Origin of the sequence: Vibrio anguillarum (assembly GCF_001989995.2) — a bacterium.
Lineage (GTDB): Bacteria > Pseudomonadota > Gammaproteobacteria > Enterobacterales > Vibrionaceae > Vibrio > Vibrio anguillarum.
Genome location: NZ_JAHGUP010000017.1, coordinates 148983 through 172180, shown reverse-complemented (window position 1 = coordinate 172180; position 23198 = coordinate 148983). Strand labels below are relative to the sequence as shown.

Here is a 23198-nt window from a genome sequence, read left to right as displayed (position 1 = left end):
AGGCTTATTTTTTTATATTTTGCAATCGTTCCCAGAAATTGAGTGTAAGTCATGTCATTAGAAACAGTGCCAGTGGAAAAAATGTCATTTGAAGAGATGGTGAGATTAGTTGGCGGCCCGGCCAATATTCAGCGAGTACTCGCACCAAGAGGCGAAATCGTTATTGCGCTGCGAGATCCAGCTTTAGTCAATGTTTTGCCTAGCCACATGCGATTGCGTGAAGTGCTCGGTGAATGGCAGCTTTCATTTTTGATTCAACAAGATAGCATCAATGAATATGCCGATGAACTGATCAACAGTTTAGGTCGAATGATTGACTCTCAGCTGCGGCTTAATGCGTACGCCTATTCCTCGCCAAACGATTGTCCCTTTCGTCCAACGTGGCATATTTCTCCGCCGCAAGGGCTGCTCAATGACCCAAACGGTTTCATTTATCACCAAGGAAAATATCATCTTTTTTATCAGTGGTATCCTTATGGGTGTGAGCACAAGGATAAATATTGGGTACAACTGACGAGTACTGATCTTATTCACTGGCAATGGCAAGGTATTGCACTGACTCCATCAGATTGGTATGACAGTCACGGAGTTTTTTCTGGTCATGCTTTAAGTCACAACGATGAGTTGATGCTTTTCTATACTGGCAATGTTCGGTTAGGTGAACAGCGATTGCGTCAAACAACGCAGTGTTTAGCTGTGTCGCAAGATGGCCTCCGTTTTGAAAAACGTGGCCCAGTGATCCGTAATTTGCCAACGGGTGTCACGGAACACATTCGCGACCCTAAAATAGTGCGCCACCGAGGCAAATGGCTCATGTTGCTTGGCGCGCAAACAACGCAGTTGCAAGGTCGGATCGCTATTTACCATTCACATGATCTTAAAGAGTGGCATTTCGATGGTCTATTTGGTGAAGAAATCGCACCGCTAGGTTACATGTGGGAATGCCCTGATATGTTTGAAATTGCGGGCCAAAGTTATTTTGTTTTTGGCCCTCAAGGGATTATTTCAGATAACGTGAACCACACAGTTGTCCATCAAAATCGTATTGCAAAAGTCTTATGGGATGAAAATGATCATCCTCACTTTTGTCATCTGCAACCACTGGATCACGGCTTTGATTTTTATGCTCCTCAAACAATGCAAACGGCAGACGGGCGGCGCGTCTTGTGTGCATGGATGGGGCTGCCTGACGAAATTAATCATCCTAGTTGTGACAACGGCTGGCTGCATCAACTTACGGCACTGCGTGAGTTGAGTGTTGAGAATGGTCAACTTATTCAAAGGCCTATAAAGGAGCTAGAGCAGTTATGCAACCAGCCGGTAAGTTTGGAGTTAAGCGATAAATGCACCATTCTCAACACCAAAAGTTTTGAAATGTGTATCACTTTGCCGTGGGGGGCAAGCTTACGTTTGTTTGAAAAAGATGAGCAATACATTGAACTGAGTTTGGATGCCCAGCAAAAAGTATTACGCTTTGATCGTTCCCATACTTTGATACGCCAAGGTGATGTGATTCGTGAATTGGCCTTAGAATGTGAACAGGTTGAGCTGCAGATTCTCGCGGATAATTCTTCATTAGAAGTGTTCATCAACGGCGGAAAAGCAGTGATGAGTGCAAGAGTGTTTACCGAACAAGAGGCGACAGGAGTATCACTATTAAATGCGTTGGTTACGGCCAAATACTCTCCTATCCAGCCCGTCAGCGCTTCTTCATTCGCTACTCAATTCTAAATTAAGCCGAAAGTAAACTTTCGGCTCAAAAAATAATAACCTTTTTCTTTCTTGGTCTATCCTTAAGTAAAAGATAAGTGAGATCAACATGATCGGTATGAGTTCAGACAATAGCAGAGATGATATTGACCTCTCTTCTGGTCTGCATTGTCCTATTCATTAAACACAAGAGTCAGATGGTTATCATGCGGTGCGATGAAGCCAACGCACAGTGCTTAACTCATACCATTGATTAAGGCGAAATGAAGTATGTGGAAAAGTGTCAAAGTGATCTTTGTTACCCAAGTTGTTCTGGCAGTGTCCATTGTGTTGGGCATTTCTAGTTACATTGATTACCAGTCAAAGAAAGCGGAGCTACAGCATAGCCTAGATACATCAATCTTGAATGCAAAAGAGCGTTTGAGCTACAGCCTACCTAAAGCAGTTTGGGATTTTGATTTACATGCCGCCAAACTCACTATTTCAGCAGAGTTAAATAACCCAGACATACAAGCGGTTAGAGTGAAAGATGCGGGTGGTACACCGCTTCTTTTCCTGAGTACATCACCCGACTCTCAAGATGTGAAAGAGATGGAGCCCAATGAGGGGAAACAATACGAATCCATGCTCTCTTCGGTGCAAAAGCTCACCTTTGTTGAGTATGAAAAGGAAAATGAAGTTGGTCAGGTAGAGCTTTTCTATAACACAGATAGGCTAGAAAAAACCTTGTTACAAAGTCTGCAATATAGCCTGATTGAGTTGCTGATTTTAGATAGCGTAATGATTGTATTCCTAATTTTGGCGTTAACGAAAACCGTCCTTCGCCCGCTCAACGATTTAACAGAGCGAGTGGCCGATCTTGCAACCGGTGAAGGAGATTTAAGTCGTATCATTCCAGAACCCAAATATAGAGAGTTTTCGCAGATCATCCGCAGTATTAATCATTTTACGGAGTCGCTAAGGGAGATAGTTGTACAAGTAACGAATGCTTCTGTGCAGTTAAAAGACACCGCAGAGATGAGTGGTCAGGTTGCCATGAGAAATGCGCAGCAAATTGATCAACAAAAACACAGTTTATCGACCGTCGCTGCCGCTTCCACACAGATGAGTCAGTCGGTGGCAACAGTGGCTGAAACCGCTAATGACGCCGCAAGGCAAGCAAGTGAGGCTTCTCAATTGGTCGATAATGTTTACCACTCAATAGAACGCTCTGCCGCCGAGATTGTAAACATGCGTTCCGAAATGGGTTCGGTAAACGCGGAGATGCATAAGCTGCTTGATGAAGGGCGAAAAATATCAACGGTAGTCGGGGTGATTAATGACATTTCCGAGCAAACCAACTTGCTGGCACTGAACGCTGCTATTGAAGCGGCACGCGCAGGTGAGCATGGCCGTGGTTTTGCAGTAGTGGCTGACGAAGTGCGCAACCTTTCGACCAAAACTAGCCAATCCACCGAACAAATCCAAACCAATATTCGCTCACTTAGCAGTGCAACAGAATCGGTTGAGCAAGAAATTATTCGCATCTCTAATTTGTTAGAAAGCACCGCTAAGCGAGTATCAGAGTCACAACATTCTGTTGAGCAGGTGAAAAATACTATCTCTGAAATTTCTGAAAGAAATGGCGAGATTTCGCATGCTACAGAAGAGCAGAAACAAGCCATTGATGAAGTCAGTCAGGCGATTGTTGAAGCATCAGAGGCCACTAATGAGCTGTCGAGTAGTGGTCAAGATAATGCTCAGAGAACGAAAGAAGTTCTTCAACTGAGCTCAAACATTAAAACTCATATGCGTAAGTTCAAAACATAAGTTCCACCTTCAAGGAGAAGAAAGTATGAAGCGTCTGTTGATCTTTATTTTCAGTATGATGATGGCCTTACCGAGTAGCTTTGCTGCTACTATTACGGCTGCGCAAGATCCATGGCCACCGTTTATTTCACCGGATAAAAGCATGCCGGGGCTATCGGTAGAAATCGCTGTTGCGGCTATGAAAACACAGGGCTATGACGTCAATTTTCAAATCATGCCTTGGTCACGAGCATTAGATGAGGTGAGTAAAGGCAGAATTGATCTGTTGCCTGCAACTTGGTATACGCAGGAGAGAACGGCTTATTTACTTTACAGTGATTCATATTTAGAGAATGAACTGAGCTTTATTAAAAGAGCAGGCGATGCTTTCGAATTTTCAGGTTTAAATAGTTTGAGTGGCAAACAAGTTGGCATCGTTAGGGGCTATGGTTATGGGGATGACTTTTTATCCGCCACTAATTTCAACAAACCAGACGCTAATGATCTCACGACTAACTTGAAGAAACTGCAAGCCAAACGAATTGATCTTACCCTTGAAGATAAGTTGGTTGCGTTATCGACCATGAAAGAGGCGGGCTTAAATAGCAGTGATTTTCAGTTTACCACTGCATCTTTGTCTAAAAATCCTTTACATGTTACCTCAGGTAAAGCAAACCCTAATGCGCAGAAATATATTGATGCGTATAACAAAGGGTTAGCTACGATTAAAGCTGACGGAACATTTGATGCCATTTTAGCGAAATACGGTATTCAGTGATTTTTTTTTTAAAAAAAAGGCCGCAGTTTTAACGCTGCGGCCTTTTTCTATTCCAATAGGATTTGAATCCTTTGAAGTAAGCATTGGGGTAAATATTAGCGCTTTGAACCCCGCTGCTCAGCTTTACGTGCTAATTTTTGCGCACGCTTTTGCTCGATCAGTGATGCGGTATCGCCGCCAATGTGTGCTTCTCCACGCAGTTTTGCGAGCTGAACTTGTTTTTCTCGCTCACGGAAACGGGCCAGTTGTTCCGCAGAGTGAGTACCGAAGCAGGATGGGCAACTGACGCCTTGCTCGTAGACTTCGCTCTGTTTGTCTTCATCGGTAATCGGCAAACGGCAAGCGTTACATACATCGTAGTGACTCTCTTTTAAAGCGTGCCCTACAGCCACTCTGCCATCAAACACATAGCAGTCACCTTGCCATAAGCTCTCTTCTTGCGGCACTTCTTCTAAGTATTTCAAAATGCCACCTTCGAGATGGTACACCTCATCGAACCCTTGCTCTTTTAAATAAGCCGTGGATTTTTCACAGCGAATCCCGCCAGTACAAAACATCGCGACTTTTTTGTGTTTCTCTGGTGCGAGGTTCTTCTTCACATAATCAGGAAACTCACGAAAGGTTTCAGTGTGTGGGTTAAGCGCATTTTTGAAGGTGCCGATTTGGATTTCATAATCATTACGGGTATCGACAACCAGCACATCAGGGTCTGAAATTAGCGCATTCCAGTTTTCTGGTTTCACGTAAGTGCCCACAACGTGACGAGGGTCAATGCCTTCAACACCCATAGTGACAATCTCTTTTTTTAGCTTCACTTTGGTACGGTTAAATGGCTGCTCTGAGGCTTGTGATTCTTTGTAAACCGTGCCTTTCAAATTCGGTTCAGCATCAAGCCAAGCCAGTAGCACATTTATCCCTTTGCGTGTTGATGCCACGGTGCCGTTAATTCCTTCACTGGCTAATAATAGCGTGCCACGAATTTGGTTTTCCTCCATTAGTTCAAGAAGCGGTGCTTGCAGCTCTTGGTAGTGATTGAGTTCAACAAACTTATAGAGTGCACAGACGACGTACTGACTCATGGGGTACCTTTTAAAAAACGATATAAAGAATTGAGGCGCATTATAGCGAAGGGACGCGCCCACAAATACGGACAATTATTAAGGACAATATTAGATGGGGTAGACCATTGGGAAATCCATGGTTGGATGTGCGGCGACAAGCGACGAGTAGCCATACACCTGCTCAATTCTTTCTGCATTGAGCGCTTCCCAAGGTGGCGCATCACAAACCAGTTTGCCATTGTGCAGCATCACCATGCGATCTGCATATTGAGCCGCAAGGTTGAGATCGTGCAGCACGACTACAACAGCGCACTGCTCTTGGCGTGCTAATGAACGTGCAATGCGCAGTGTATTGTGCTGGTGAGCCAGATCTAACGCTGACGTTGGTTCATCCAGCATCAGGATTTTTTTGTCACCGGAGTGGTGAAGTTGAGTTAATACCCGCGCCAGATGTAAACGTTGTTTTTCACCACCCGATAAAGCCGGGTAGAGATTGTTCGCTCTATCGCTGATATCGGTTTGTTGCATGTAGTGTAGCGCCACTTCACTGACTTGTTGGTGGCTTAAATTTAATGGCAGTGCGCCTAATTCCACCACTTCTTGAGCGATAAAAGGAAAGCTCAACGTACTTTGCTGCGGAAGAATAGCCAAGTGCTTTGCTAACTCATTCGGTTGCCACAGTGCTTGCGGAACACCGAAGTAAGCCATTTTGCCTGTTGATGAGATTTCACCGCTGAGTATTTTCAGCAAGGTACTTTTTCCAGCACCATTGGGGCCAAGTAACGCTGTGACTTGACCTGAAAAAATCTCAATATCAATCTTATCCAAAATGGTTCGATGGCCAAATTTAACCGATATATTACTGGCTTGGATCGCTGCCGTTGTACTCAAAATACTTTGCCTTTTTGTTGAAACAGAAGATAAAGGAAGAAAGGTGCACCCACCAGCGCAGTCACAATCCCGACAGGCAGCTCCGCAGGTGCCACTGCTATACGGGCAAACATATCGGCGACAGTGAGTAAGAGTGCACCAAGTAAAGCCGAAATGGGGATCAAACTACGGTGATCGGGGCCAACCAGCATCCGGCCTAGATGAGGGATGACCAAACCGATAAAACCAATCATACCCACCGCGCTGACGGTCACTCCAACGCCGAGTGCGCTGAGTAAAATCATTGAACGTTTAAGCCGTTGCACAGAAATGCCTAGATGACGCGCTTCAGACTCGCCAAGTAATAGTGCGTTGAGCGCCATCGCTTGACGGGAGAAACAGACGAGCAGCAGCAGTAAGGTCACAGCGCACAAGAGAATATTTTGCCAGTTTGCACCCGCCAGTGATCCCATTGACCACAATGAGAGATCGCGTAGCATTTGATCGTCTGCAACATAATTCAAATAGCCAATACCCGCCCCCGATAGCGCGCTGATGGCGACGCCTGCGAGTAGCATGATGGTGACGGAAGTACCAAATTTACTGGTGCCTAATCGATAAACCAACAAGGTAGTCAATGCACCGCCTAAAAAGGCAAAAATAGGTACCACCGCAGCGCTCATCCACGGGTTGGAAAACAGCGCTAAATTGGCGAATAGCACAATCGCAAGTGCGGCTCCGAGGGCTGAACCTGCCGAAACACCGATAATGCCAGGCTCAGCTAATGGATTACGAAACAAGCCTTGCATCACCGTTCCGCACAGCGCCAAAATTGCGCCGACCAACAAGCAGAGCAGGGTACGCGGAAAGCGTATTTCGTGGATGACTAAATTGATGTGCGCGGCAATGTCATTGGAGTGCAGCACGAGACTTTTTATGCTGTCACTGAAGCTGATATTCATTGGACCAACGGTGACAGAATAAAGGCTCACTAAGATTACCAAAACTAACAGCGTTGCATTCACCACATTTTTTGAGAGATGACGTAACAAAATAAGCTCCTTAAGGATAGAGCAATGCGTTTAGACGTTGCGCTTCAGCCAAGCTTTTAAGGCCTAACCCGCCGACGAGAGCGTGGCCATCGATGGTGATGATCTGCTTATTTATCCCAGCCGGAGTTGCTACTAACGTCGGTATGGATTGCAAAATGGCGTCTGCTCCTCCGAGTTTTTCATAACTGCGGCCACTGACTAAAATCACGTCTGGTTGCATCTCAATTATCGCTTCCATCGACAGTGGTTTATAAGACGTCACTTGTTCAGCGGCTGGGTTAACCGCGCCAGCCAACTCAATAATGCTGTTTGGCGTGGTGTCACTGCCCGCCACGTTAGCTGCTCTTCCTTCGTGGATAAGAAGAAATAGCACCTTTTTCGGAGTCTTGTGGGTAGATTGATGGTGGATTAACGCCGCTATTGTGCTTTGAACTTGCTGTTTGAGCGCTTTAGCTTGAGGCTTTGCATCAGCGAGCGTCGCGATTTGGTCAATGCGTGCCAACAACCCCTGTGGTGTGGATTCATCATTCACCACCTCGACGTTAACGCCAGCGCCTTTAAGCTGTTGCAATGTGCTTTCTGGCCCCATTTCACTAGAACCAATCAATTGTGTTGGTGCTAAGGCTAATAATCCTTCTGCGGATAATTGGCGATGATAACCGATTTTTGGGAGAGCAAGATCGTTTGGAATTTCACTGGTGACATCGACCGCAACAAGTTTATTTTGTGCGCCTAACGCAACGAGGATTTCGGTCACCGCGCTGCCCGCACTGATGATCCGTTCTTGCGCGCAGAGCCAAGGTGAGAAGATGAAGAGCGTTATGGCAACAAGCCAATGAGAAAGAGATTTGTGTGTCATCGTGTTGTACTCATGAAAATCATACGGTTTTTAAAAGCGCGTATGAATAGGCTATTGGGGATGGTCGGTTAATAACTGAGTGGCAGCGATGCCATTGTCTTGCAAGAACGCCAGCAATTTAACCAACTGCTGCACTTCGGCGGTTTTGTCTGCGCCAATCACGATCGGGCGATCACTCGCTTTGCTTTGCTCTAACAACGCCAATGTGAAATTATTCCAATCGATATACTGTTTGCCATCGATAGCCCAGTAAGGTTCGTGCGCCAGAAGATTCACTGTGATTGACTGCTTGTTCACTTCACTCACGGTGGGTGAGTCGGTTGTTGGCAGTGAAACGTCTAATGACTCAAATTTAACCGCGGCTGTAAGCAGTAAAAACACCATGACAATAAAAATGATATCCAACAATGGCGTTAAATCTGGCATTAATGCGGATGAGTGAGAGTGCGGCGTTTTAATCATGATGCATTAACCACATCATTATCAGAGACGTCTTCATACTTAGCTACACGCTCTTGTTTGGTGGTGCAATCATGCTGTAAAGAAACACCTTCGAGCCATAAGTTGACATAATTTAGTGTGTGCTCAAGTTTTGCCATCACTCTGTCAGCCCATACGCCAAGCAATTGAGCGCCGGTAATTGCGGGAAGCGCGATCAGCAAACCTGCAGCCGTGGTTCGCATCGCAATGCCTAGGCCATCCGCAAGGTCGTTTGGCGTAATATTGCCAGAAGAGAGCGCCACCCCCTTGAACATTTCAATTAAACCTAACACAGTGCCAAGTAAGCCTAGCAGTGGGCTGATCACACCAATCAAAGATAAAATACGCAGTCCGGAATGCAGTTGATGACGCTTTTCTTGCAACCAAATGCCCGCCGCATCTTCACGTAATCCTTTGGAGAAATCGTGATGAGCAAGCAGCATGGCAACCCCTTTATAAAGCAATGGGCGCTTGCTGGAAAATTCACTGGCTAGCGTCTCAATTTGCGCTGTATGGGTCGGTGATATTTGGTTGAGCGCACTACCGATCGCACCTTTTCCAACACCAAGGCTAAGCAGTACTTGGAAAAGCCGTTCAGTAATGATCATGGTCGCAAGTGCTGAGCAGACAAAAAGAGGCCAGGCCATCAGGCCAAGTTGTTGTTCTAGTTGAGTAAGTAGTTCCATTATCCTTCCAATTTAAAACGTACTGGGATTTGCACTCGGTGGGCTATTTTTTCACCGTTCACCACTTGAGGAGAGAATTTCCATTGTTTGATGGCATTAAGAGCCGATTCATCTAGCAGCGCCGCGCCCGACGAAGAGAGCAAAACCTGTTTGATTTGGCGGCCGTTTTCGTCTAACCACACCTCATACATAGCGACCCCTTCAATTCCTCGTTTTTGTGCAAGCCTTGGATAAACAGGAGGGGCTGGGCGAGTAACAAAAGACGGCGCATCGACTAATTTCGGTTGATTAGTTGCGCCGCTGCTGCTTGGGGCGGCGGCGGTTTTCGGTGTCGATTCAGCGCTATTTTCATTCTCTACAGAGGATGTCACAGCTTCCTTTACAGGAGTTTGCACTTGTGCTGATTTTGTCGGTATTTTAGGAGCCGGCTTGTCTTTTACCGGTTTTGACAGGCTCTTTTTCTGCACCACTTTTTGCGGCTCTTTTTTTGCTGGTTTGGGTTTGTTGGCTCTCTTTTCTGGAGGTGGGGTTTTTGTTGCTTGCTCTTGTACTACCTGAGCTTGAGGTTGAGCCACAAAGTTAATCGACACTGAGGTGGATTGATTTCCCGCAGGCATGGCAAACACTTTTGATTCGTCATCAACAAACAAGATCGCCGCGTGAATCGCGAGAGATAGACTGCCAGCGACAAGATATCTAGTGAAATTCACGTGGTACTCCATATAACAACAAAGCGTTCTGTCTGATGAAGGGATTATTACTCAACATCAAAATAAGATCAATTATCAATTGCATTATCATTTGCATCAAATTATGATTTTACGAATTTAAAAGCTGGGTTAGAAATGCCTTGTTAGCACAGGGGTTTCCATCAACCATAATCAATCATAAACAACCTGAATTAATTCACCCTTGCCATAATTTTACTTACTAGATCGGGTTTTTAGTGGCGATTAATGTGATGTACTGAGCCAGCGTAAGGCGATTTAAAGCGAAGAACGAACTGGAAATGAATATGGATTTACTTGAACAGAAAGTGGCCTCTTTATTAGAGCAACAACCGACCTTATTGCCGGCAGCGATGGCGCAAGAGTTGGATGTGACCGAATTTGAAGTGGTGCAGGCATTGCCTAAAGAGATGGTTGCGATTGTTGATGGTGCTCAAGCTCAATCGCTGTTGGAATCATTAGCGGATTGGGGAATGGTCATAACGATTGTCCACTCTTTTGGCTCTATATTTGAAGTGAAAGCGCCTTTTCCAAAAGGGAAGTTGGCTCGTGGCTATTATAACTTGATGGGTAAAGAGGGTGAGTTACACGGCCACTTAAAGTTGGAATCCATCCAACACGTTGCTTTAGTCAGTAAGCCTTTTATGGGACGTGAAAGTCATTACTTTGGTTTCTTTAGTGAGCAAGGCGATAACATTTTTAAAATTTATCTAGGCCGAGATGAAAAGCGCGAACTGATTGCAGACCAAGTCGCACGTTTTAGAGCATTACAACAAGACGTTCATTCCAACCAATAATATTGATATAACGATAAGCCCTGAACGCTGAGCGAAAGGGCCGAGGAGAAAGTCATGGATCAGCAGATCAAACAAGAGCGATTACAAGGACGATTGGAACCTGAAATCCAAGAGTTTCGTCAAGAACGTCGTACATTGCAATTGGCTACAGTGGACGCGGAAGGCCGTCCGAATGTGAGCTACGCGCCATTTGTGCAAAACCAAGAAGGTTACTTTGTGCTGATTTCACACATCGCTCGTCATGCGCGTAACTTGGAGGTGAACCCGCACGTCTCCTTGATGATGATTGCAGATGAAGAATCATCAAAACAGATTTTTGCCCGTCAACGGCTGACGTTTGACGCCGTTGCGAGTGTTGTACCACGTGAAACGGCGTTATGGCAGCAAGTCATTGGCCAAATGCAAGCTCGTTTTGGTGAGATCATTGACGGCTTAAGCCAGCTGCAAGACTTTGCTGTATTCCAATTGAAAGTAGAAAAAGGTCTTTATGTGAAAGGCTTTGGCCAGGCGTATCAAGTGTCTGGTGATGACATGGTTGATTTTGTGCACCTTGATGAAGGACATAAGAAAATTTCCAACGCGTAATCTTAATCGCTCAAGATACATTGGACATTGGAAGAAAAGGCTAGTTATCTAGCCTTTTTTGATCGTGATTTACCGTTGTTACGAGTTAATGATTTATCTGTGACTTCGTGGGATCGTTAATCGAGTATGAGAAATGTAGATAAAACAAAGCCAAGCGTAGAGCTTGGCCTTGTTGCTTGGATGAGAGAACGTTAGAATTGATAATCTACATTTAAACCCCAGTTACGCCCAGGCTGTGATTTGCTATCGATGTTAAAGGTTTCGCCAGTAGCATCTCGGCCCGTGAGATCGCTATACAGCCAATATTTTTTATCGAGTGCATTGAATAGACCAGCGCGGATGGTTAGGTCTTGCATTGGTTTATAGTAGGCCGTTAAATCGATAAGTGTATAACCAGCGGTATCTGCATTTGTATTTGATTGCCAGTCCGTCTTACTTGCAACCATCTTAACATTAAGCAGTGCTCCGTATTGGTCGCGATCCAGCCCTAAGCCTACATTACTGGTTAGAGGCGCGACTGAATCTAAAGCATCACCTGTTTTCTTATCTTCTCCCTCTGCATAAGCAATGGCTAGACGGGTGTAAGTCCCTTGTGGGGCATTAAACGCTTTATCTAAGTCAATTCGAGAGCTAAATTCCGCACCATAAATCGTGACTTCATCCAAGTTCTCTTTGGTAAAGATATCCTTGCCACCTTGTTTGCCTGTCTTTGACTGAGTAATAAAATCGGTGTACTCGTTATAGAAGGTGGTGATTTCAAAATTAGTTGAGTCATTTTGACCACGTAGCCCAAGTTCATAGGACAAACTTTTCTCTGCTTTAAGATCTGGGTTCGCATCAATGATTGCCCCCTGATTATAGAAGTAGTAAAGGTCGTAAACAGTTGGTGCCTTGAATCCTTGGCTAATTTGACCAAATACCGCTAGGTTAGGATTGACGTGGTAAACAGAACCCAATCGAGCAGTGAATGCGCTGTCTTTATTGGCTTCATAAGACTGAGTGTAGCCAGCATCAACGCTGGGTGTCGCTTCAAAAGAATCGTATCGAAGACCAGCGGTTAATATTAAACGGTCTTGGATGAAGTAGGCTTGGTCTTGTAGGAATAGCCCCCACTGCACGATAGTCGCATCAGGAATGCCAGAGCTACCCGGGGTAGATGTACCTGCATCTAATTTATAGTCAGTATTATCGAGGTCGAAGTCGTTGTTGATGTAGCTGGCACCATAGGTAAATTCATGAAGGTTGCCATTGAGATCTACGGCTTTGGAGAGCTGTCCATCAAATTGAATCGATTGATCTGATGATTCCCGTTCACGTAACCGGCGGCCATTAGATGGCGTTGTGTCGTAGTTCTTAGCGAGAGCGCTAGAATCTTGGAAATTCAATGACCAATCTAAAGAGTCAGCAAGCAGGGTATTCATCAACCATTGATGCTCTATACCGACACGAAGACGCTCATTGGTATCTTGGTTGTAGTTATCGGTATAGGTAAAGCCGGGCATAATGGAATAACCGTTATAGTTTAGCTCGTCTTCATCATACCGTTTGTTGTAATACTCGGCGGTTAGCCCAAGTCGATGGTTATCATTGGCTTGATAAAATGCTTTTGCCAACAGGTTGCCAAGTTTGGAGTCAGCCGGGTTTTGAGCGCCGCGATCAGGGCCTTCGATTTCTGAACCTGAGCCATGAGTTTGGGTCTCACTGCCATTGGCATAAGTTGCCATCAGTAAGGTTTCCAGTTTATCTTGACGCATTGCCCACGTTAATGTCGTTTTAAATTGCTCGTTAGCGGACGTATAACCAGACTTGATACCGAAGCGTTGCTCATTTCCTTCTGTGACGAGAACGTCTTCTGGATTTTTAGTGCGTAGCAATACCACACCACCTAAAGCGTCAGATCCATACAGTGTAGATGACGCACCTTTGTTCACTTCAATAGCTTGTAGAGTGTCAATCTCTATTGCGTTTGGATATTTTCGTTGTTCAGTTGCGCCAGGGTTATAAGGTACAGGTTGCTGTACACCATCAACCATCATTTTTACACGGCTTCCATCCATGCCGCGAATATTAAATCCTGCTATTCCAAAGCGGCCATTACCTTCCGCTTCAACACCTGGGGTGGAATTTAGAGCTTGCTGAATATTATCAGCCATTACTTCTGCAATCTCAGAAGAGGAGATACTTTCAATGGATGACGATACATCTTTTTTACTCTGCTCGGTTCGCGTTGCCGAAACAACAACCTCATCGAATCGAGAAACTTCTTCTGCGAGAGCAGCAGGGGAAAGCGCTAGCAATATGGAGGCTGATAGTAGTGTTTTAGTGTACATCTGAGTTATTACCTTATTCATCAATAACAGATTCAAGCTGTGCGCAATGATATTGGATCTAAATGGTAATTACTATCATTTGTGTTTATGTGTTAAGGTGAAATGTAAATAGAACTAGGAGTATATGTTTTAAATATCAGTCATTTGATATGTAAAACACTTGCTTTACTTAATTTTTCGATGACTAAAGTTGTGACTTTAATCACTTTCTGCTAGTTCAAACCTAGCCAAGCTGCGCCACGGATGCCGCTGCTGTCACCATATTTTGCTTGGGTAAACACAATCTGTGCACTATCAGAAAAAACGTAGTTCGCTGTTGCCCGAGGTAGATCAACATACAGCGATGCTACGTTTGATAATCCTCCGCCAAGCACTATCACATCAGGATCCAACACATTGACGATGCAAGCAAAGCTGCGCGCCATTTGATCAATTAATTGTTGATAAAGCTTTGTTGCTTGTGGGTCTTGCTGCTGGTAGCGAGTGATAATTTCGGCTGCATTCCACTCTTGTTGACCAATCAACTGAGCACTCTTTGTTAAGCCAGAACCGGAGATAAAGAGTTCAATACAGTTATCGCGTCCGCAATAACAGTGGCGATTAGGCCCATCACGTTCATTGCTAAAACTTGGCAGCGGATTGTGCCCCCACTCACCGCATACGGCGTTCGCACCGACCAATACCTTCTTGTTGATCACAATACCGCCGCCGCAACCTGTGCCCAAAATCGCGCCAAAGACTACGTTGCCATCTTTGGCGGCACCATCGACCGCTTCAGACAGCGCAAAGCAATTGGCATCATTGGCAATAACAATATTGCGTTGTAGGCGAGTGCACAGATCGGCTTTTAAATCTCGACCATTTAAAAAAGTGCAATTGGCATTTTTGATAAGCCCTGTCGCTGGGCTGATGGCTCCGGGAAGTCCAATCCCGATTTGGCAGTGAGTTTGCGTTTCGCTTTCGGCCATTGCAACCAGTTGACATAAGGTGCTTAGAAAAAGATCGTACTCATGTGGGGTAGGGGTTCGGTGTTTAAAGAGGGTGTTTCCTGATTTATCCAGTACGCAAATTTCAATTTTGGTGCCACCAATGTCGAAACCTATCAGCATGATTTTTCCTTATTTTGGATGTTGAGTGTGAGTCCTGACTATGGAATATAGTCTAATAATCAACGTGTTTTGTCTTTGAACCGAACAAGATAACGTGAAGTGGTGAGATTTTTTCTTTTGATTGCTGAAAATTGTTATATTATAACATTTCTCAGCAAGTGATCTTTTTATTGAAAAGGGGAGTATCTATCCCCATAGTTAGGTCATTAATGGGTCAATTCGAATGCAAATCAATTCAGCATTGCAACAAGCAATTATTCAAGTGAGTGTAGATATGGCGGAAGTACGAGCCAGAGTGGATTTCAAAGTCGGTCTAAAAAGCAATATTGACGCCGAAATACTCTCTTTTAGAGGACTGAAAACAGACAAAGAACATGTTGCGGTCATTTTTAAATCCGCTGATGTTACTCAGGAAACTCCTTTAGTCCGTATGCATTCAGAGTGTTTAACGGGCGATGTTTTTCACTCATCACGCTGTGATTGTGGTGAACAATTAGAAGAAACCATTAATAAAATGGGTGAAGTTGGCGGCATTATCCTCTATTTGCGTCAAGAAGGTCGAGGCATTGGTCTGTACAACAAAATTGATGCCTATCGCTTACAAAGTGCGGGGATGAATACCTATGAAGCCAACAATCATCTTGGCTTTGGTGACGACCTGCGTGATTTCACTGAAGCGGCGCAGATGTTGAAAGCGTTAAATGTGACCAAGATTCGTTTAGTCACTAATAACCCTAAAAAAAGTCGTGAGCTGAAGGAGCATGGTATTGAAATTGTAGAGGTCGTGAATACCGCGGCACATATTAAGTCGGGTAATGAAAATTACCTCAAGGCCAAAGTTTCCCATGGCAAACACAACTTAAAACTATAATCCAGACTTATAGATGACAGCCAAAAACCTCATTTCGGTGAGGTTTTTGGCGTTTTTACCTTGCAAAAAAATGGATAATTTGTATTATCGGCGACTAAAAGTGCAAATGCTAATAATTAGCACTACCACAAGATAAAGCTCAAATCGCCTCAACAAGGATGCTCCCATGAAAGTTAACACGCTTCTTATTCAGTCAATTGCTGCCTCACTTGCCATCATAAGTAGTGCGTCATTTGCCGCTACCGTCACTAAGGAGCAGGTGGTCGAACATTATGCCAATATTGCCCATGCCGTGTTTGCAGATTCGCTGACGACCGCTCAATCATTAGAAAAATCAATTGATCAGTTCTTGATGACACCCTCGGCGGCTAAATTGGAAGAGGTGAAACAAGCGTGGTTAGCATCGCGAGTGCCTTACCAGCAGTCCGAAGTCTTCCGTTTTGGCAATGCCGTTGTTGACGATTGGGAAGGGCAACTCAATGCTTGGCCTCTTGATGAAGGGCTGATTGACTACGTCGCTACTGATTACCAATATGAACTGGGCAATGAAGGCGCCAGCGCTAACATCATTGCCAACCAAACGTTGAAAATTGGCGCGACAACGATTGATGTCTCCACTATCACACCAGAGCTGATTGCCAGCTTAAACGAAATCGGTGGCTCTGAAGCTAACGTCGCTTCAGGTTATCATGCCATTGAGTTTCTACTGTGGGGCCAAGATTTAAATGGCACCAATGCGGGAGCTGGTGCTCGTGCTTACACGGATTTTGTCGTGGGTAGCGAATGCACCAATAACCATTGTGATCGCCGTGCTCAATATTTAAAAGCGGCTGCTCAACTGCTCGTGCAAGATTTGGCATGGATGGAAAAACAGTGGTCTGCGGATGAAAAAGCCAATTACCGTCATGAATTGCTTGCGGAATCAGCAGACAATGGTTTGCGTAAGATGTTATTTGGTATGGGGTCTTTATCACTGGGCGAATTAGCGGGCGAGCGTATGAAAGTGGCGCTAGAAGCAAACTCGACTGAAGATGAGCACGATTGTTTCTCGGATAATACCCATAACTCTCATTACTACAATGAACAAGGTATTTACAACCTTTATACGGGTTCTTACCAGCGTCAAGACGGAAAGGTACTAACAGGCCCAAGCCTGAATGATTTAGTGGCACAAAAGGATGCACAAGCAGCTAAAGAGATTCAAAAGCAGTTTGACAGTGCGCGCGCTGAAGTCGGTAAATTAGTCACGTCGGCTGAAAAAGATAATCAGCATTTCGATCAATTGATCGCGGCTAACAATCCTCAAGGCAACGCGATAGTCAATGGAGCCATTATGGCTTTAGTGGCTCAAACCGCTTCGATAGAACGTACCGCTTCAGTGATTGGGATTGATAACCTTAATCCAGATACTGCAGACCACGAATTCTAATAATAAGATGAAAGATCCAAGGGCTCAGATGAGCCCTTTTCCACGTTTACACTGAATAAAGATGTTGAGAAAAGCCCAATGAGATCGTTTTTTACCGTCGCGCTCCTAACCTTGTTTGCCAACCCCGTTTATGCCGATGAGGTGAAATCGGGTGGCAAAACCAGTACAACCAAAGCTGGGCCGAATGCTTACTCGCTTCCTGCGGCCAATTTGCCGATGAGCAAACGGCTCGATTTTAGCGTGGGAAACAGTTTCTTTCGTAACCCTTGGGTGCCAGCGCCATCATCCACTGATGCAAGAGATGGTTTAGGGCCGCTTTTTAACACCAATGGTTGCCAAAATTGTCACATCAAAGATGGTCGCGGCCATCCGCCAGAAAAAAATGACACACATGCCGTTTCGATGTTGGTTCGCCTGAGTATTCCAGCGGTGACGGATGAACAAAAAGCGATCTACGCCAAAGAAGGGGGGATCCCCGAACCCGTCTATGGTGGACAGTTACAAGATTTCGCTTTGCCCGATCAAAAAGCAGAAGGACAAATCCACATCACTTATCAAGAGATTGCGGTTGCTTTTACGGATGGCCACCAAGTGATGTTACGCAAACCCAATTTAAAAATTACTGAACTTGGTTATGGCGATATTCATCCTGACACTCAGTTTTCGGCGCGTGTCGCTCCGCCAATGATTGGCCTTGGCCTGCTTGAAAGCATCGCGGATGCCAGCTTATTAGCAATGGCAGACCCTGAAGATAGTGATGGCGATGGTATCTCTGGCAAAGTGAACCGTGTTTGGGATGTAGAAAAAAAAGATTTTGCCATCGGGCGTTTTGGTTGGAAAGCCGGGCAGCCTAGTTTAATGCAACAGAATGCCGCGGCGTTTAACGGCGATTTAGGATTGACCAGCCGTTTATTCCCAAAAGAAAACTGCACCGAGAAGCAAACACTCTGTCAAACCTTACCTAATGGTGGCGATCCTGAGGTTAGTGACAACATTCTTGATTTTGTCGAATTCTATTCTCAGCATTTAGCTGTTCCAGTGCGTCGCAATGTCGACGATTCACAAGTGAAGCTGGGTCAATCATTGTTCAAACAAGTTGGCTGTGAGAGTTGCCACCGCACTGACCTTAAAACGGTAAAAAGAACGGATCGCCCAGCCTTGTCAGAGCAAGAAATTCATCCTTACAGTGATTTACTACTGCATGATATGGGCGAAGGGTTAGCCGATAATCGTCCAGAAGCCTTAGCTAATGGACAAGAGTGGCGTACCCCGCCTTTGTGGGGGATCGGCTATACGCAAGAGGTGAGCGGCCATACTTATTTTTTACATGATGGCCGAGCGCGTAATCTCATGGAAGCGGTACTTTGGCATGGTGGTGAAGCGCAAAGTGCCAAAGAGAAAGTACGTCAATTCAATGCCAGCGAACGCAACGCGTTGATCGCTTTTCTTAATTCTTTATAGGGTGCGAGCATGAAATTTCCTCTGTTATTTTCGATAGCGGTTACCAGCGTACTTTCGGCTTGCCAACCCACGCCGAAATCAGCGCTTGAGCCGCAAAAAAACAATCATGTTAGCCAAGGTGTTTATGAGGTTGAATTTGCTGCGGTGCAGCGTTTTGCTCAACAATCGCACCAGCTTGCTCAATTATTTGATCAGCAATGTCAGCTGGGCGATATCGCATTGCCCTTGCTGAAAGAACAGTGGCAGCAAACTATTGGGGCGTGGATGTTTTTACAAGGGCAAGAGAGAGGGCCAGCTAAAGCACTCGAGCAAAGTTGGAACGTACAATTTTGGCCAGATAAAAAAGACACTACCGGGCGAAAAATGAGCCTGTTAACGAGCAGTGGCAAGCACTGGAGTGAGGAGCAGATTGCAAACCAGAGTGTCACAGTGCAGGGGATTGGCGCATTGGAATGGTTACTCTATGACCCTCAATCGCCGCTTATGAAAAACCAGCAATTAGAAACTGGCTGTATGATTGGACAAGCGATCAGCGCGAATTTGGCGACGAAATCTCATTTGATTGCTGAGCAATGGCAACAGAATCCATGGTTGATGCTGGATCTGAGCGCTTGGCAAGCCGAATACATTGCGTTGCTCTCCAATCAGCTTGATTACAGCATGAAAAAACTGAGTCGCCCCTTAGCCAATATCGGCCAGCCACGCCCTTATTTTTCAGAATCGTGGCGCGCCAAAGTCTCTTTGAATAACCTGCAAAAGAATGTTCAAGCGATGCAAGCACTCTATTTAGCAAAAGACGGTTTAGATCAGATGTTGCGGGAAAGAGATCAAGTCGTCATGGCCGAACGCGTAAAAGCACATTTATCCTTGATGTTGGAAACGTGGCCGCAAACGGCCAGCTTATTTGATTTATTGCAAACGAAAACAGGCTACCGTGAGGTGCTTGCGCTCTATAACAAGTTCGAGCAACTTAATTATTTACTGCATGATGAAGTCGCGGTAGAGCTAGGTGTAGTGATAGGATTTAATGCAACCGATGGTGACTGATCTAACAAGGCGTACGCTACTGAAAGCGGCGTTATTGAGCGCATCAACGCCCCTGCTGCCACTGGGGTGTGCCACTACGCGCCGTGGCCCACAACCCGCTTTGATTGGTTGCGCTATTCATAAAGGCTCGCAGTTTCGCGCCGTTGTAGCCGACGCCCAAGGCCAAGCGATTAACCAATTACCTTTGCCTGCAAGGGGACACGGTGTTGCTATCCATCCTACCTTGACGCATGCAGTCGCTTTTGCCCGTCGTCCCGGCGAGTTTTTGATGGTGTTTAACTATCAAAATGGAGAACTCATCAAATTGCAACTGGCGCAACCCACGCGACATTTTTATGGGCACGGCGTTTACTCAAATGATGGTGCGTGGCTTTACGCAACCGAAGGTGAGAAAGCGACAAGTCGCGGCATTATTGGTGTGTATGATGTGCAACACAGTTACCAAAAAGTGGCTGAGTTCAGTGGGTTTGGTATTGGCCCTCACGAAGTCATTGTGATGCCAGATGGCAGGCTCGCAATTGGGGTGGGTGGGGTGCATACCTTCGGCCGAGAGCCACTCAACGTAGAGAGCATGATGCCAAGCTTGACCTACCTTTCTCATCAAGGAGAAGTGCTTGAGCAACGGATATTGAACGACCACCATTTGAGCATCCGCCATCTTGCTCATGATGGTGCAGATACTGTGCTGTGCGGCCAACAATACCGAGGTCAGCCGGAAGAGTATCCACCTTTGGTAGCGCTACATCACCAAGGTGGCGAACTCATTCCGCTCTTGGCAGAGCCTGAACAATGGGCAAGATTCAACCATTACATTGCCAGTATTGCGGCGACCGACCAATGGATTTTAGCGACTTCTCCACGAGGTAACTGTTACGGTATTTGGTCAAAAGAGACACTGCAACTGGTTGAGTTGGCCTCTTTGCCGGATGCTTCTGGCGTGGTAGTGCAAGATCAGCAGTTCCAAGTCAGTTCAGGAGCTGGCTTGGTCGTTAATTCACCCTATCCTCAACCTGAAATACGCACGCGTAGTAATGTCCAATGGGACAATCACTGGTCTGCCATTGATTACTCTCTCCAAAAAAGCTGAGTAAGCGAACTAAATTTGTTTAATGATGATTCTCATTGCATGAGAGTTTATGAATATATTGTTGATATCGACAACAACGTTTAGCAGATAGCCGTTTCTTTTGCCATACTGAAACGTGAATCAGCGTTGTTGGATAGATCGGAATGAGTAAAAGCATCCTATTTGCTTTATTATTGATTTTTAGTAGCTTTTCTCTTTACTCTGCCGAGAAGGTACAGCCTTTTGCTGTCTCGCAAGAGAATGCCTCGTTGCAATCTTTTATCCAATATCCGCATTTAGTCGAACGAATTTACCAAGAGAATGAGAATCGGCGCATTTGGCAAGATGAGCAGATTGTTCGTCAATTTGAACATCAATTGGAAGTGATTCGCCGAGCGGGGTTTAGCCCTTTATTTTCACGCCAGTTAGCGCAAATGAAAGCGTACCGGAATCAGCAAGCGTTCAACGAATACGATCTGCTGGCGACCGATACTTTACTTTTGTATTTGAGTTATGCCGAGCAAGCTCCCAAAGTCGGTATGGCTTGGTTCTTTGAACGTAAGCTCAACTCTGCCATCGCTCCACCAAGCCAAGAAGCCTTGTTCGCCCTTCATGTTGCGGTGGAAGTTAACAGTATCGGCGATCTGCTCAATGGCTATGCGCCGAACAACGCGGCTTATGATCAACTGCTACATGCCTATGATTTTCTGCTCAGTACTGAAAATGCAGCGCTCTCGTTGTACAGCCAAAAAGGGTTAAAAAAACCTGGCGATAAGCTCTCACAACGTAGTGTGCTTATTGCCCGCTTATCATTAGTTAATATCGATGTTAGCACAGTGCGTGACGACGTAACTTGGTATGACAACAGCTTGGTCAAACCTGTGAAAGAGTTTCAAGCGATGCACGGTTTAAAAGCTGACGGCATGATTGGCCCCGAGACCTTAAAGTGGTTAAATTTGTCTTTGCAGGCACGTCTGTCCATGTTGGCATTAAATGCAGAGCGAACTCGTTTGTGGCCAGAATCAAAAGAGACACAGATCGTAGTCAACGTTCCCAGTTTTGATATGCGTTACTGGTATTTAGGTAAAGAAGTCTTTCAGTCTAAAGTGGTGGTGGGCCGAGTTTCACGCAAAACGCCACTCATGAGCACCAAATTGGATTCTTTGATCCTAAACCCGACGTGGAATGTGCCATACAAAATCATGGTTGAAGATATTCTGCCGATGGTAAAAAAAGATCAAAACTATTTGCGTCAAAACAATATTGATATTGTTTCGAGCTGGCGCTCGAACGATCAAATTGACCCAAGCAACATCAACTGGTCTGCGGTGAATCCGGCCTCTTTTCCCTACCGAATGCGTCAGCAAGCCGGGCAAGATAATGCGTTAGGTCTGTATAAATTTAATACGCCCAATCGTAGAGCGATTTACCTACATGATACGCCGAGTAAATACCTATTCAATAATACGTCGCGAGCCTTTAGTTCGGGTTGTATTCGAGTACAAAATGCCGATAAGTTTGCTTCGATGATATTAGAAACCCAAGGTATTAATGGTGATAAATTAACGGGTAAAGAAGGGCCTGCGAATGGCACGATCCCATTAAAGCAGCGCATCCCCGTACACATCATCTATCAAACCGTTTGGTATGAAGGTGGGGAACTGCACTACCGAGATGATATCTATCGTTATGATGCATTCAGCACCAGTAATGGGTGAATGGATACCGCTAGAACGGTGGTCACCTAAGTAAGCAGGGCTGCGTCTCTCAATTTACCAAAAAATCACTTAATAAAGATCTCTTTTATGTTCAAAGAGTAACGATGCAGTTGCTCTCTCTTGAGCATTTCGAGCACAATTTATGCATTTGATCTTCACAATGGAGTCCGGTAGTGTCCGGGCTTGTTGAAAATAAATTCAGTTGTGAAGGTATCCAACCTTGTTAGTTTCTCGTCGTCATTTTATAAAATTGGCTGGTAGTGGTGTAGTTGTAGCGGCGTGTGCCCCCCAAATAGTATTGGCATCGTACCCTGAAACCTCTCGCATACTCGCGATGAATAATTTACATACCGGTGAAACACTTGAAACCTGTTATTTCAACGGTGTTCGCTATGTTCGATCTGAGCTTGATCGGCTCAACCATATTTGCCGTGATTTCCGCCGCAACGAAGTCCATCCAATGGACAAAAATCTATTTGACCAAATATCGAAAATTCAATCTCTACTTGGTACGCAAGCGGAAGTACAAATCATCTCTGGTTATCGATCTCCTGCCACCAATGAAATGTTGCGCACTCACTCCTCTGGGGTTGCTAAGAAAAGTTTCCATATGCTAGGCCAAGCAATTGATTTTCGGTTAGATGGTATTCAGTTGAGTCAAGTACGCGAAGCGGCGATCGAATTGGGCGCTGGCGGTGTTGGTTATTATCCTAGCAGTGATTTTGTGCACATTGATACTGGACCTGTACGTCATTGGTCATAAGGCTGTTCGT

General features: G+C 45.2%; 21 protein-coding genes. 12 read left to right on the top strand and 9 right to left on the bottom strand.

The genetic code is table 11. From position 1 onward, the window contains the following. Positions 1-51 precede the first annotated feature (51 nt). From PL85_RS04210 to PL85_RS04200, 3 genes are all read left to right on the top strand, one after another. Positions 52-1731 (top strand): glycoside hydrolase family 32 protein, encoded by a 1680-nt coding sequence (locus PL85_RS04210; RefSeq protein ID WP_094148119.1) that lies wholly within the window; start codon positions 52-54, stop codon positions 1729-1731. A 249-nt stretch (positions 1732-1980) separates the two neighbouring features. Beyond that, complete coding sequence (locus PL85_RS04205; protein ID WP_115339845.1) at positions 1981-3519, top strand: methyl-accepting chemotaxis protein; 1539 nt, start codon at positions 1981-1983, stop codon at positions 3517-3519. Between the two features lie 25 nt (positions 3520-3544). After that, complete coding sequence (locus PL85_RS04200; protein ID WP_013856728.1) at positions 3545-4276, top strand: transporter substrate-binding domain-containing protein; 732 nt, start codon at positions 3545-3547, stop codon at positions 4274-4276. Between the two features lie 95 nt (positions 4277-4371). Here PL85_RS04200 and trhO read toward each other — a convergent pair whose 3' ends face one another. From trhO to PL85_RS04165, 7 genes are all read right to left on the bottom strand, one after another. Next, positions 4372-5355, bottom strand: coding sequence for an oxygen-dependent tRNA uridine(34) hydroxylase TrhO (trhO, locus tag PL85_RS04195; RefSeq protein ID WP_115339844.1), 984 nt, complete (start codon positions 5353-5355; stop codon positions 4372-4374). A gap of 90 nt (positions 5356-5445) precedes the next feature. Beyond that, positions 5446-6228: a heme ABC transporter ATP-binding protein gene (locus tag PL85_RS04190; protein WP_010319753.1), complete on the bottom strand. Its 783-nt coding sequence runs from the start codon at positions 6226-6228 to the stop codon at positions 5446-5448. Beyond that, positions 6225-7169, bottom strand: a complete 945-nt coding sequence (locus PL85_RS04185; RefSeq protein ID WP_232471681.1) for a FecCD family ABC transporter permease — start codon at positions 7167-7169, stop codon at positions 6225-6227. Before PL85_RS04185 ends, PL85_RS04190 begins: the two co-directional genes overlap by 4 nt. Positions 7170-7269: 100 nt before the next feature. After that, positions 7270-8118 carry a heme/hemin ABC transporter substrate-binding protein gene (locus PL85_RS04180; RefSeq protein WP_115339843.1) on the bottom strand — a complete coding sequence of 283 codons (849 nt, stop codon included), beginning with the start codon at positions 8116-8118 and terminating at the stop codon, positions 7270-7272. Between the two features lie 51 nt (positions 8119-8169). Next, a complete protein-coding gene (locus PL85_RS04175; RefSeq protein WP_013856733.1) occupies positions 8170-8580 on the bottom strand; it encodes an ExbD/TolR family protein in 411 nt (136 codons plus the stop codon). Beyond that, positions 8577-9284, bottom strand: coding sequence for a MotA/TolQ/ExbB proton channel family protein (locus PL85_RS04170; RefSeq protein WP_088732524.1), 708 nt, complete (start codon positions 9282-9284; stop codon positions 8577-8579). Before PL85_RS04170 ends, PL85_RS04175 begins: the two co-directional genes overlap by 4 nt. Next, positions 9284-9994 (bottom strand): energy transducer TonB, encoded by a 711-nt coding sequence (locus PL85_RS04165; protein ID WP_026028299.1) that lies wholly within the window; start codon positions 9992-9994, stop codon positions 9284-9286. Before PL85_RS04165 ends, PL85_RS04170 begins: the two co-directional genes overlap by 1 nt. 305 nt (positions 9995-10299) lie before the next feature. Here PL85_RS04165 and hutX point away from each other — a divergent pair, with 305 nt between their 5' ends. Next, a complete protein-coding gene (gene hutX / locus PL85_RS04160) occupies positions 10300-10809 on the top strand; it encodes a heme utilization cystosolic carrier protein HutX (protein WP_115339842.1) in 510 nt (169 codons plus the stop codon). Between the two features lie 54 nt (positions 10810-10863). Next, positions 10864-11394, top strand: coding sequence for a heme utilization protein HutZ (gene hutZ, locus PL85_RS04155; RefSeq protein WP_094147124.1), 531 nt, complete (start codon positions 10864-10866; stop codon positions 11392-11394). 191 nt (positions 11395-11585) lie between these two features. Here the strand turns inward: hutZ and PL85_RS04150 are convergent, their stop codons facing one another. Together PL85_RS04150 and PL85_RS04145 are read right to left on the bottom strand one after the other, a co-directional pair. Continuing rightward, positions 11586-13724, bottom strand: coding sequence for a TonB-dependent hemoglobin/transferrin/lactoferrin family receptor (locus PL85_RS04150; RefSeq protein WP_115339841.1), 2139 nt, complete (start codon positions 13722-13724; stop codon positions 11586-11588). A 212-nt stretch (positions 13725-13936) separates the two neighbouring features. Then, positions 13937-14833, bottom strand: a complete 897-nt coding sequence (locus tag PL85_RS04145; RefSeq protein ID WP_115339840.1) for an ROK family protein — start codon at positions 14831-14833, stop codon at positions 13937-13939. A 223-nt stretch (positions 14834-15056) separates the two neighbouring features. Between PL85_RS04145 and PL85_RS04140 the strand changes: the two genes are divergently transcribed. The 7 genes from PL85_RS04140 to PL85_RS04110 all read left to right on the top strand — a co-directional run bounded on the left by PL85_RS04140 (position 15057) and on the right by PL85_RS04110 (position 23188). Continuing rightward, a complete protein-coding gene (locus PL85_RS04140; protein WP_013856740.1) occupies positions 15057-15704 on the top strand; it encodes a GTP cyclohydrolase II in 648 nt (215 codons plus the stop codon). 166 nt (positions 15705-15870) lie between these two features. Beyond that, positions 15871-17133: an imelysin family protein gene (locus PL85_RS04135; RefSeq protein WP_115339839.1), complete on the top strand. Its 1263-nt coding sequence runs from the start codon at positions 15871-15873 to the stop codon at positions 17131-17133. Between the two features lie 78 nt (positions 17134-17211). Then, a complete protein-coding gene (locus tag PL85_RS04130; protein WP_115339838.1) occupies positions 17212-18594 on the top strand; it encodes a di-heme oxidoreductase family protein in 1383 nt (460 codons plus the stop codon). 9 nt (positions 18595-18603) lie between these two features. Further along, the gene (locus PL85_RS04125; RefSeq protein WP_096036432.1) at positions 18604-19641 is read left to right on the top strand and encodes an imelysin family protein; all 1038 of its coding nucleotides are present in this window, start codon (positions 18604-18606) and stop codon (positions 19639-19641) included. After that, on the top strand, positions 19631-20728 hold the full coding sequence (locus tag PL85_RS04120) for a DUF1513 domain-containing protein (RefSeq protein ID WP_174223836.1): 1098 nt from the start codon (positions 19631-19633) through the stop codon (positions 20726-20728). Before PL85_RS04125 ends, PL85_RS04120 begins: the two co-directional genes overlap by 11 nt. A gap of 143 nt (positions 20729-20871) precedes the next feature. Further along, the gene (locus tag PL85_RS04115) at positions 20872-22425 is read left to right on the top strand and encodes a L,D-transpeptidase family protein (RefSeq protein WP_115339836.1); all 1554 of its coding nucleotides are present in this window, start codon (positions 20872-20874) and stop codon (positions 22423-22425) included. 220 nt (positions 22426-22645) lie between these two features. After that, entirely contained in the window at positions 22646-23188 is a 543-nt protein-coding gene (locus tag PL85_RS04110; RefSeq protein WP_115339835.1) for a YcbK family protein, read from the top strand. Positions 23189-23198 lie beyond the last annotated feature (10 nt).